Here is an 11,447-nt window from a genome sequence, read left to right as displayed (position 1 = left end):
CTGCTTGTCGCCCGTCATCGCTGCCTCAAGGGCTTCGATCGACTTCTCGCGCCCCACAAACAGCGGGATAACCATGTGCGGATAAACCACAACATCACGCAATGGCAGGAGAGGCAATTCGATGGTTGTCTTCATGATTTCGCCTCTACGGCGGCCGTACGGCCGTAAACAGATGGAAGTAAGCTTGAAACCAAGATGGGGGCTGCCTGGAAAAAAAACAAGCTTAAAGACAGCACTTTAAGGCGCTAAAAACAAAGGGGCCCGAAGGCCCCTTCTTTCAATCCAACAGCGCGACGCTTACGCGTCTGGCGCTGCCTTGGCCGTCGGCTCACTGTTTTCATAGATGTACAGTGGCTGTGACTTACCTTCAATAACGCTTTCGTCGATCACTACTTTACTCACCTCGGATTGCGAGGGGATCTCATACATAGTGTCGAGCAGAACACCTTCGAGAATCGAACGCAGGCCACGAGCGCCTGTCTTTCGTTCAAGTGCGCGCTTGGCGACCGACTTCAAGGCGTCAGTGCGGAACTCCAGGTCGACACCTTCCATCTCGAACAACTTGGCGTACTGCTTGGTCAAGGCATTCTTCGGCTCAGTGAGGATCTGGATCAGCGCTGCTTCGTCCAACTCATCCAGAGTGGCAAGAACCGGCAGGCGGCCGACGAATTCCGGGATCAGACCAAACTTGACCAAGTCGTCAGGTTCGACTTCACGCAGGGACTCACCAACTTTCTTGCCCTCTTCCTTGCTACGCACCTCGGCATTGAAACCAATACCGCCACGGGTGGAACGGTTTTGAATAACCTTTTCCAGACCGGAGAACGCACCACCACAGATGAACAGGATGTTGCGAGTGTCGACCTGCAGGAACTCCTGCTGCGGATGCTTGCGACCACCTTGAGGCGGAACGGAGGCAACCGTGCCCTCAATCAACTTCAACAGGGCTTGCTGTACACCTTCACCGGAAACATCCCGGGTGATCGAAGGGTTGTCAGACTTACGGGAAATCTTGTCGATTTCATCGATGTAGACGATGCCCATCTGGGCTTTCTCTACGTCGTAGTCGCACTTCTGCAGCAGCTTCTGAATGATGTTCTCGACGTCCTCACCCACATAACCGGCTTCGGTCAGGGTGGTTGCATCCGCGATAGTGAACGGTACATTCAACAGACGGGCCAGGGTTTCAGCCAACAGCGTCTTACCCGAACCTGTAGGGCCGATCAGCAAGATGTTGCTCTTGCCAAGTTCGACGTCATCACTTTTCTTGTCACGCTGGTTCAGACGCTTGTAGTGGTTGTACACCGCTACCGCTAGAACCTTTTTTGCTCGCTCCTGACCAATCACGTACTGATCAAGGATGCCGCTGATTTCTTTAGGCGAAGGCAATTTATGCGCGCTGCTCTCGGCCTGTGCTTCCTGCACCTCCTCACGGATGATGTCATTGCACAAGTCGACGCACTCGTCGCAGATAAAGACCGAGGGGCCGGCAATCAATTTGCGTACTTCATGCTGGCTTTTGCCACAGAAGGAGCAATAAAGCAGTTTGCCGTTGTCCTCGCCGTTGCGGGTGTCAGTCATTCGTTCGATCCAAATCCGATAGGCTTGCAACACAAGATGAAGGCTATTGCGGGCTTTTTCAAGCCCGCCACTGATCAGAACAACTGACCAAGCCTATTTTGAGCTGCTTATTTTAAGCGGGGCGTTGGTTGATTACTTCATCGATCAACCCGTACTCACGCGCTGCTTCGGCGCTCATGAAGTTATCGCGATTGGTATCGCGCTCGATTTCTTCCAGAGTGCGCCCGCTATGCTTGGCCATCAGCGTGTTAAGACGCTCACGGATGAAGAGGATTTCCTTGGCATGGATTTCGATATCCGACGCCTGTCCCTGGAAACCGCCCAGTGGCTGGTGAATCATCACTCGGGAGTTTGGCAGGCAGAAACGCTTGCCAGAGGCACCGGCCGTCAGCAAAAACGCACCCATGCTGCATGCCTGACCAATACAGGTGGTTGAAACGTTAGGCTTGATGAACTGCATGGTGTCGTAGATCGACATGCCAGCCGTCACCGAGCCGCCCGGGGAGTTGATATAGAGATGGATGTCCTTGTCCGGGTTTTCCGCTTCAAGGAATAGCAGTTGCGCACAGATCAGGTTGGCCATGTAGTCCTCTACAGGACCTACCAGAAAGATCACTCGCTCCTTGAGGAGGCGCGAGTAGATGTCGTAGGCGCGTTCGCCACGAGCAGACTGCTCGACAACCATCGGGACCAGACCGCCTGCGGCCTGGATATCAGAGTTCTGCTGAATATACGAATTACGGAACATGCTCTGCAGTCACTCCCAAATAGTCACGTCTTGAATACGCATAAGCCAGCGCGAAGGCTGGCTTATGGTGTGTGCTTCGAACGAGAAGAAAATCAGTCGGCTTGAGGTGCCTCTACCGGCTTGACCGCTTCTTCGTAAGAGACCGATTTGTCGGTCACGCTAGCTTTCTGCAGAACAGTATCCACAACTTGCTCTTCCAGCACAACCGAACGGACTTCGTTCAATTGCTGCTCGTTCTTGTAGTACCAGGACACGACCTGCTCAGGCTCTTGGTAAGCCGAAGCCATTTCCTGGATCAGTTCGCGAACGCGGTCTTCATCAGGCTTCAGATCGAATTGCTTAACAACTTCAGCAACGATCAGACCCAGTACTACGCGTCGCTTGGCTTGCTCCTCGAACAGCTCGGCAGGCAGTTGATCCGGCTTAATGTTGCCACCGAATTGCTGGACAGCCTGAACGCGCAGACGGTTAACTTCGTTGTCCAGCAGGGCCTTCGGCACTTCGATCGGGTTGGAGGCCAGCAGACCGTCCATCACCTGATTCTTCACCTTGGACTTGATGGCCTGGCGCAGCTCGCGCTCCATGTTCTTGCGAACTTCGGCACGGAAACCTTCCAAACCTGCTTCCTTGATACCGAACTGAGCGAAAAACTCTTCGGTCAGCTCTGGCAGCTTAGGCTCGGAAACGCTGTTGACGGTCACGGTGAACTCGGCAGCCTTGCTGGCCAGATCCAGGTTCTGATAGTTCTCAGGGAAGGTCAGGTTCAGAACACGCTCTTCACCGGCCTTGGCGCCGACCAGACCGTCTTCAAAGCCAGGGATCATGCGGCCGGAACCCAATACCAACTGAGTGCCTTTAGCCGAACCGCCTGCGAAAGCTTCACCGTCAACCTTACCCACGAAGTCGATGTTCAGTTGATCATCGTTCTGCGCCGCGCGATCAGCAACTTCGAAGCGAACATTCTGCTTACGCAGGATTTCCAGCATGTTGTCCAGATCAGCATCAGCCACGTCAGCGCTCAGACGCTCAACAGCGATGTTTTCGAAACCGGCAACCGTGAACTCTGGGAAAACTTCGAAAGTGGCAACGTATTCCAGGTCCTTGCCCTTCTCCAGCACCTTAGGCTCAACCGAAGGAGCGCCAGCCGGGTTCAGCTTCTGCTCAACAACGGCTTCATAGAAGGACGCCTGGATCACATCACCCACCGCCTCTTGACGCGCATCAGCCTCATAACGCTGACGAATCACGCTCATTGGAACCTTGCCAGGGCGGAAGCCCGCAATTTTGGCCTTTTGGGCAGTCTGCTGCAGACGCTTGTTGACCTGGCTCTCGATGCGCTCAGCCGGCACGGTGATGCTCATGCGGCGCTCAAGAGCAGAAGTATTTTCAACAGAAACTTGCATGGATATTCCTCGTTGCACAGACGTTAGCCGGCCGTTTTCCGACCCCAGAATCAAGGGCATGCATTCTAGTGGGTCAAACTCAAGAAGTCACCCTACTGAAAACGGGTAAAAAACAGCCGACAATGTGAAGGCGAGGACAAAGGGTTGAGCCTCGCCATGAGAGCAAATACTACGAATCCAACCAGAGCCTCTACACCAACCCTTCTATATATAGAAGGAGCCGATCAGAGCCCCCTGACAAACACCAACCAATAGCCAAGATCCGAGCACCCGGCGACCAAAGGCCAACCATTGCTCAGCCCAGCCGCCCCACTATTGGCGGAAGCACTGGACATATCGGACCCAGAAACGAAAACGGCGCAGCCCTTTTCAGGTGCTGCGCCGTAATCTGCTATTAACTAGCTACTTTATTGGTGCGGACGAAGAGACTCGAACTCTTACACCTTGCGGCGCTGGAACCTAAATCCAGTGTGTCTACCAATTCCACCACGTCCGCTTAACAAGCTTTTAAAGCAAAGGCGCCAGATTATTAATCTGGCGCCCTCTTCGAATATGGGGTGGACGATGGGGATCGAACCCACGACAACAGGAGTCACAATCCTGTGCTCTACCAACTGAGCTACGCCCACCATATTGCGTTACTTGTGCCAAAGCTGCCTAATGGCGCACCCGGCAGGACTCGAACCTGCGACCATCCGCTTAGAAGGCGGATGCTCTATCCAGCTGAGCTACGGGCGCCTTATTAATCTGTATTCTTTAACGATTACAAACTAATTGCTTTCAGTCGTTACGAGCTAAACATCAACTCTGCCCGACCTTCTTAACCAGTGCTAGGCTGTGCCCGACAAGTGCGACGAATGTTATAGACGAGCCTTTAGGTCGTCAACTCTTTTTTGAAAAAAATTCATTTAATTAAAGGAGTTAGGGGAATTTGCAGACCAAGCGCCTTTGCCCTCACGTTCCGACATGCGAGAATGCGTTCTCTTTTTCTCTCCCTCTCGATGGTTAATCACGCGTCATGACTGCACAACTAATCGACGGCAAAGCGATCGCCGCTAGCCTGCGCCAGCAGATCGCCAAACGTGTCGCCGAGCGTCGCCAGCAAGGCCTGCGTACTCCGGGCCTCGCGGTGATTCTGGTCGGCAGCGACCCGGCCTCTCAGGTTTATGTCTCGCACAAGCGTAAAGACTGCGAAGAGGTCGGCTTCCTTTCCCAAGCCTATGACTTGCCCGCCAACACCACTCAAGAAGCCCTGGCTGGCTTGATCGATCGCCTCAACGATGACCCGAACATCGACGGCGTCCTGCTACAACTGCCACTCCCTGAGCATCTGGATGCGTCTCTGTTACTAGAACGCATTCGTCCGGACAAAGATGTGGATGGCTTCCATCCTTATAACGTCGGTCGTTTGGCCCAGCGCATTCCCCTGCTGCGCCCCTGCACCCCCAAAGGCATCATGACCCTGCTGGAAAGCACCGGTGCCGATCTATATGGCATGGATGCAGTAGTAGTGGGCGCATCCAATATCGTCGGGCGCCCGATGGCCATGGAGTTGCTGCTGGCTGGCTGCACCGTGACCGTCACCCACCGCTTCACCAAGGATTTGGCTGGCCACGTTGGCCGTGCCGACCTGGTAGTCGTTGCCGCGGGCAAGCCCGGCCTGGTCAAGGGCGAATGGATCAAGGAAGGCGCTATCGTCATCGATGTCGGCATCAATCGCCAGGAAGACGGCAAACTGGTGGGCGACGTGGTTTATGAAACCGCCCTGCCGCGCGCGAGCTGGATCACTCCAGTACCTGGTGGCGTAGGCCCCATGACCCGCGCCTGCCTGCTGGAAAACACTCTGTACGCGGCCGAATCGCTGCACAGCTGAGTTTTCGACAGCGCATGAAAAACCCGCCCATGGCGGGTTTTTTTATGCGCCAACGCTACAACGTCCTGGCGCTCTTTATCGCCCCTGAATCTTAGCGCTCAGGATCGCACCCAGCCTATTCTGAAACAGCAGTACCACTCAGGAAAAAACGGTGTTTTTTCTTGGTTTTTAAGGGTTTTCGACTGACCACTGAAGAACAATCGACAGTTCCTCAGCTATATTCATAAAATGTAACGCTTTCCCGAAAAAGCCCGTTGCCAAACGGCATATCCATCTTTATCGAGTCCGCCCGCGTGAAAATCCGTCTCTCCATCCTCAGCTTGTTGTTTGCTGTGTCCGGCACCTTGATCACGCACAGCGTCGATGCCAGCGAAACCACCGCGGCGCCAAGAGACACTTCACAATTGCATATTGCATCCGGCAGCGCCCTGCTGCTGGACCTGCAAACCAACAACGTCATCTATTCCAGCAATCCGGACGTCGTGGTGCCCATCGCTTCGGTGACCAAACTGATGACCGCCATGGTGGTTCTGGACGCCAAGCTGCCGCTGGATGAATACATCTCCATGAACATCAGCGACACCCCGGAAATGAAGGGCGTGTTCTCTCGGGTCAAGCTCAACAGTGAACTGAGCCGTCGGGATACCCTGCTGATCGCCCTGATGTCCTCGGAAAACCGTGCCGCCGCCAGCCTGGCCCATCACTACCCGGGAGGCTATCCGGCCTTCATCGCCGCCATGAACGCCAAGGCCAATTCCCTGGGAATGACCCACACCCGCTATGTGGAACCCACCGGCCTGTCGATCCATAACGTGTCCACGGCTCGCGACCTGAGCAAATTGCTGGTCGCAGCCCGCAAATACCCGCTACTGAGTGAACTGAGCACCACCAAGGAAAAGACCGTGGCGTTCCGCAAGCCCAACTACACCCTGGGCTTTCGCAACACCGACCACTTGGTCAACAAGGAGAAATGGGACATCAAGATCACCAAGACCGGCTTCACCAATCAGGCCGGTCACTGCCTGGTGCTGGTCACCAGCATGGGCAATCGCCCGGTAGCCCTGGTGATTCTCGACGCCTTCGGTAAATACACCCACTTCGCCGACGCCAGCCGCATCCGCAACTGGGTGGAAACCGGCAAGAGCGGCTCGGTACCGGACGTAGCCTTGCGCTACAAGGCCGACAAGAACCTCAAGAACCGTCAGACCGCGGCCCCTCAAGCCTCGCACTGATACCCAAGCACAACAACGGCGCCCAATGGCGCCGTTGTTGTCTGCAGGCCTCAGTGATTGTCGAGCGCTTTGCTCGCCCGGGCCGCCGCCTGTTCCTGACCGGCCTGCCCCAGCTCATTGGCCGCTTTCAACCAGCGCTGGCGATCGACCTGGGCCGGCAGCTGGTTGGGCGCCTGAATCAACACCGCAAAGCTTCCGGCGCTCTTCCAGGAAGACTCAAACTCACTGAAGCTCATCAGTTGTCGACGGCTTTTCGCTCCGCGCAGCAGCACGGTTTGCTTGTCCCGGTTATAGCCGGCCAACACCGCATAACGCGGTTCAGCCCAGAACGTCGAACCTTCGGTAAAGCGCACCAATACCGGATAACCTGCAGCCACCTGGGTCAGCAGAGCCGCTAGATGGTCATCCAGGGGATAGACCACCATGCCGTATTCACGCGCCAGGTTCTGCATGTTCTGCTGCAACTGCGCCTCGGCGCCAGGCAGGTGCAAGGGTTTGTCCAACAACCCCGGAGTAATCACGATGCCCTGTTGCGACAGCATGCCGGCCAAGGCTCCGGGGGCACTTTGATACATCTCGCCACGGAAAAACGGCACGCCGTTGAGCTCCACCCGCTCCGGCAGGCGCTGGATCTCGGGTTGCACGCTACCGGCACAACCGGCCAGGCTCAAGACACAGGCGCTGACCAGCAGCGCCGCTCGAAATCGAGGAAATACCCGCACCATCATCGCTCTCTGTATTCAAACGCCGGACGACCCGGTCCCGGCTGGGGCCTTGATCATAGGGTGCTCACGGGCGAGGGTATAGCGTTAAGCGGCAGTTAATTGAACACCATAGAGCGAAGTATTCGAAGACTCTCGACTATTGGTCAATAGCCTGAAACACAGAGGCTACTAGACTGTCCATTGGTAAGAGTGTGTGCCCTGGACAGGGCATCAAGGAGGCACTTATGAGCCTGACAACGACGATAGTGATGCTGATCCTGGGCTGGCTGGCAGTAGCCACTGCAATGCTCTGGGGCGTGCTGCGCATCACCCGTCGCCACCATCATCAACCCCAGCAGTCCACTCCTGGCAGCAAGACCGGAAAAGCCGCCCGGCGCCCAGCCCCCGCTCACTGATCAACATTTGCGCTCTCCCGAAAACAACACGGCCGCCTGACTCCAAGGAGTACAGACGGCCGTTGGTCATGGTGGCGATCAGCTCTCGGCCTGCGCCGCCAGACGCTTCTGCCGAGCCCGACGGGCCAGCATGTTCAGGCTTTCAATGGCCGCCGAGAACGCCATCGCCGCATACACATACCCTTTGGGCACATGAGCGCCGAAACCTTCGGCGATCAGGGTCATGCCGATCATGATCAGGAAGCCCAGGGCCAGCATCACCACAGTCGGGTTGTCATTGATGAACTTGGCCAACGGCTCGGCGGCCAGCAGCATCACCAGTACCGACACCACCACGGCAATGATCATGATCGGCAAGTGCTCGGTCATGCCCACGGCAGTAATGATGCTGTCGATGGAGAACACCATGTCCAGCAACAGGATCTGACCGATCGCCGCGGCAAAGCCAATGGCCACGCCCGGTGTCTGGGGTTTGTCTGCCTCAGTCTCCGGAACCATGCTGTGATGGATCTCCGTGGTGGCTTTCCACACCAGGAACAGACCACCGGCAATCAGGATCATGTCCTTCCAGGAGAAGCTCTGCCCCATCACTTCGATCACCGGCTCGGTGAGCTGGACGATGAAGGCGATGGTGCTGAGCAGCGCCAGACGCAGGAACAACGCCATGCCAATACCGATGCGCCGCGCCTTGGCCCGATGCTTTTCCGGCAACTTGTTGGTGAGGATGGAAATAAAGATCAGGTTATCGATGCCGAGCACGATTTCCATCACCACCAGGGTGGCCAGGGCGACCCAGGCAGTGGGGCTGGCGGCGAGTTGTAAAAGATAATCCATGGGTCAATCCTGAATCGGTTGTATGAAAGATCAGATTTCCTGGGACGACTCCGGCTTCTTCGCCGCGTCTTCCTGTGGTTTTTCCTTGCCGGTCACACTTTGCGTGGCGTCACTCAACGCTTGCTCTGCGGCCTTGTGGGTGTCGTCGATGGCTTGCTTGGCAGTCTCGGCCGCCTTGTCCAGCACCTGTTGGGCGCTTTTTTCCGCCTGATCACAACCCGCCAGGGTCAGCATAGACAGGGCCAGCAGCGATGCTGCGCCCAGGGTTTTGAATGACATGCGGTATTCCTCGATAGAACGGACGGGGCCAAGGTGGGGCCCCCTCGATAGCGAGGCATTCTAAGGAGAGTGACACTTCAGGAAAATTCGTATTTTTAGCAGTTATACTTCGGTTTTAACGAACTGATAAGCGCCATGCTCAACTACCGCCAACTGCATTATTTCTGGGTTGTAGCCAAGACCGGCAGCATCGTGCGCGCCTGCGAGCAGCTCAACCTGACCCCACAAACCATCAGCGGCCAGATCAGCCTGCTGGAGCAGACCTATGGCATCGAACTGTTTCGCCGGGTCGGACGCCAGCTGGAGCTGAGCGAAGCCGGGCGCCAGGCCCTGCCTTACGCCGAACAGATGTTCCAGCTTGGTGGCGAACTGGAAGCCATGCTCCGGGCCCGCCCTGACGAGCAGCAGATCCAGTTCCGTGTCGGCGTGGCAGACGTGGTGCCCAAGTCCATTGTCTATCGCCTGATCGCACCGACCATGGAGCTCAGCGACCCGATTCGCCTGACCTGCCGCGAAGACAAGCTGGAACGCCTGCTGGCGGACCTGGCCATCCAGCGCCTGGACCTGGTGATCTCCGACAGCCCCATGCCCTCGCACCTGGACATCAAGGGCTACAGCCAGAAACTCGGAGAATGCGGCGTCAGCTTCTTCGCCACCAAGGAGTTGGCGCGATTGCACGGTGCGGACTTTCCCCGGGGCCTGCACGGCGCCCCGTTGCTGATCCCGGGCCAGGAAACCGTGGTTCGCAGCCGCCTATTGCGCTGGTTCGCCGAACAGCAGTTGCAACCGCGAATCATCGGCGAGTTCGATGACAGCGCGCTGATGCAGGCCTTCGGCCAATCCGGCAGCGGGATCTTTATCGCTCCCAGCGTGATTGCCGAGGAGGTCCGGCAACAGTACGGCGTGCAACTGATTGGCCAGACCGATGCCGTGACCGAATCGTTCTATGCCATTTCCGTGGAGCGCAAGGTCAAGCACCCCGGCATTGTCGCCATCACCGAAGGGGCGCGACGGGAACTGTTCACGCCCCTGAACCACTGATCAGGAAGGACAGGCGTCCGGCGCCTTGAGGTTCATCAGCAGCAACGCCAGGGCGATGGACAGCAAAATGAAGCCGGACGCCGCAAACCCCAGGCTGCCCAGCCCCAGGGTATCGATCACCCGGCCGCCAACCATGGCCCCCAGGCCGATTCCCAGGTTGGCCCCGGCGATGTTCAGCGACGCGGCGAACGCCGGCGCTTGCGGCGCCGCCTTGATCAGGCGCACATGGCTGACCAGGAACAGCGCTGCCTGGGTCACGCCCCAGACGCCCATGGCTGCCGCCAACCCCAGGGTTGAATGAATGCTCGGCACCAGGGCCACCATGCCGCCGATCATCAACCCACAGAACACCACCGAAGCAATCAGCGGATGCCGGTCCACAGCCCGGCCACCCAGGGAGTTGCCGATCAACCCCACCGCGCCGAAGCCCATCAGGCACCAGCCCACCAAAGTGCCATTGAAGCCCGCCAGGCGCTCGAGAATATCCGCCAGGTAGGTGTAGGCAGTGAACATGCCGCTGAACACCAGAATCGACAGCAGCACATGCCCCAGCATCAGCGGGCTGCGCAGGATGCGAAACTGCGAACGCAGGCTCGCCTGTTCGTTATGCGGCTTGGTAGTCGGCAGGTAGGCCCATAGCAGCAGGGCCTTGGCGAACGCCACCACCGCGAGGATGCCGAAGGCGCTGCGCCAGCCAAAGGCATCGGCAATCAGAGTGCCCACGGGAATCCCGAACACCGTGGCGCAGACAATGCCGAAGCCTATCTTGGCAATGGCGCGCCCGGCATAGTCCGGGCCGACGATGTCCACGGCCGTTTCGCTGGCCAGGGCCCAGAACACCGGCAACCCCAATGCCGGCACTAGTCGCGCCACGGACATCACCCAGATGTTCGGCGCCAGGGCCGCGAGGGTATTGGCCAGACCAAACATCAGCAGCACGCTGATAAACAGCTGCTTACGCGGAAAACGCGCGAAATAGGCGGTCAGAAAGGGCCCGAACGCGGCGACGGTGAACGCGAACAGGGTCACCAGCAAGCCGGCCTGGGACACGCTGACTTGCAAGTCCCGGGCAATCGACGGCAACAGGCCAACGATGATGAATTCCGTGGTCAGCACGGTAAAACCCGCAGCCGACAACAGCAGGATGGGCAACAACATCAAGAACTCCAGAAACGGCGACAGCAACGACAGCCCGAAGGGCCCGCTGACTGGATAGGAAAAGGGGATGGCGCATATTAACAGAGTGAGTACGGGTCAAGGCAACCGCCACGTCGGCGCTTTCCTTGCAGCGGCAAGTGGCAGATCGTCACATCAACGCGGGAAGCCCGGGCTGCTG

At 57.4% G+C, this 11,447-nt stretch carries 12 protein-coding genes and 3 tRNA genes; 4 read left to right on the top strand and 11 right to left on the bottom strand.

What is annotated here, in order from left to right:
* The 7 genes from BLX41_RS36770 to BLX41_RS30435 all read right to left on the bottom strand — a co-directional run.
* On the bottom strand, positions 1-135 hold a 135-nt coding region (locus tag BLX41_RS36770), incomplete at its 3' end, for an LON peptidase substrate-binding domain-containing protein (protein ID WP_148050785.1).
* 162 nt (positions 136-297) lie between these two features.
* Entirely contained in the window at positions 298-1,581 is a 1,284-nt protein-coding gene (clpX, locus tag BLX41_RS30460) for an ATP-dependent Clp protease ATP-binding subunit ClpX (RefSeq protein ID WP_102864651.1), read from the bottom strand.
* A 112-nt stretch (positions 1,582-1,693) separates the two neighbouring features.
* Positions 1,694-2,329: an ATP-dependent Clp endopeptidase proteolytic subunit ClpP gene (clpP, locus tag BLX41_RS30455; RefSeq protein ID WP_123727873.1), complete on the bottom strand. Its 636-nt coding sequence runs from the start codon at positions 2,327-2,329 to the stop codon at positions 1,694-1,696.
* 92 nt (positions 2,330-2,421) lie between these two features.
* Positions 2,422-3,732: a trigger factor gene (tig, locus tag BLX41_RS30450; protein ID WP_123727872.1), complete on the bottom strand. Its 1,311-nt coding sequence runs from the start codon at positions 3,730-3,732 to the stop codon at positions 2,422-2,424.
* 411 nt (positions 3,733-4,143) lie between these two features.
* A tRNA-Leu gene (locus BLX41_RS30445) sits at positions 4,144-4,228 on the bottom strand.
* A 57-nt stretch (positions 4,229-4,285) separates the two neighbouring features.
* A tRNA-His gene (locus BLX41_RS30440) sits at positions 4,286-4,361 on the bottom strand.
* Positions 4,362-4,393: 32 nt separating this feature from the next.
* Positions 4,394-4,470, bottom strand: a tRNA-Arg gene (locus BLX41_RS30435).
* Between the two features lie 280 nt (positions 4,471-4,750).
* On the opposite strand from BLX41_RS30435, the gene folD reads away from it, so the two are divergent.
* Together folD and pbpG are read left to right on the top strand one after the other, a co-directional pair.
* The gene (gene folD / locus BLX41_RS30430) at positions 4,751-5,605 is read left to right on the top strand and encodes a bifunctional methylenetetrahydrofolate dehydrogenase/methenyltetrahydrofolate cyclohydrolase FolD (RefSeq protein WP_123727871.1); all 855 of its coding nucleotides are present in this window, start codon (positions 4,751-4,753) and stop codon (positions 5,603-5,605) included.
* 293 nt (positions 5,606-5,898) lie between these two features.
* Positions 5,899-6,837: a D-alanyl-D-alanine endopeptidase gene (pbpG, locus tag BLX41_RS30425; protein WP_123727870.1), complete on the top strand. Its 939-nt coding sequence runs from the start codon at positions 5,899-5,901 to the stop codon at positions 6,835-6,837.
* Between the two features lie 50 nt (positions 6,838-6,887).
* Here the strand turns inward: pbpG and BLX41_RS30420 are convergent, their stop codons facing one another.
* Positions 6,888-7,562: a peptidase C39 family protein gene (locus BLX41_RS30420; protein ID WP_123728001.1), complete on the bottom strand. Its 675-nt coding sequence runs from the start codon at positions 7,560-7,562 to the stop codon at positions 6,888-6,890.
* A 224-nt stretch (positions 7,563-7,786) separates the two neighbouring features.
* Between BLX41_RS30420 and BLX41_RS33920 the strand changes: the two genes are divergently transcribed.
* On the top strand, positions 7,787-7,957 hold the full coding sequence (locus BLX41_RS33920; protein ID WP_185073868.1) for a hypothetical protein: 171 nt from the start codon (positions 7,787-7,789) through the stop codon (positions 7,955-7,957).
* Positions 7,958-8,035: 78 nt separating this feature from the next.
* On the opposite strand, the gene BLX41_RS30415 is transcribed toward BLX41_RS33920, so the two are convergent.
* Entirely contained in the window at positions 8,036-8,791 is a 756-nt protein-coding gene (locus BLX41_RS30415; protein ID WP_123727869.1) for a TerC family protein, read from the bottom strand.
* A 30-nt stretch (positions 8,792-8,821) separates the two neighbouring features.
* Positions 8,822-9,070 (bottom strand): hypothetical protein, encoded by a 249-nt coding sequence (locus tag BLX41_RS30410; protein ID WP_123727868.1) that lies wholly within the window; start codon positions 9,068-9,070, stop codon positions 8,822-8,824.
* A gap of 135 nt (positions 9,071-9,205) precedes the next feature.
* On the opposite strand from BLX41_RS30410, the gene nhaR reads away from it, so the two are divergent.
* Positions 9,206-10,111 (top strand): transcriptional activator NhaR, encoded by a 906-nt coding sequence (gene nhaR / locus BLX41_RS30405; protein ID WP_123727867.1) that lies wholly within the window; start codon positions 9,206-9,208, stop codon positions 10,109-10,111.
* Here the strand turns inward: nhaR and BLX41_RS30400 are convergent, their stop codons facing one another.
* The gene (locus BLX41_RS30400) at positions 10,112-11,269 is read right to left on the bottom strand and encodes an MFS transporter (protein ID WP_123727866.1); all 1,158 of its coding nucleotides are present in this window, start codon (positions 11,267-11,269) and stop codon (positions 10,112-10,114) included.
* Positions 11,270-11,447 lie beyond the last annotated feature (178 nt).

The organism is Pseudomonas protegens (genome assembly GCF_003732485.1).
Classification (GTDB): Bacteria; Pseudomonadota; Gammaproteobacteria; order Pseudomonadales; family Pseudomonadaceae; genus Aquipseudomonas; species Aquipseudomonas protegens_B.
The sequence above is the reverse complement of the archived record's forward strand: the minus strand, read 5'-3'. Positions and strand labels throughout refer to the sequence as shown.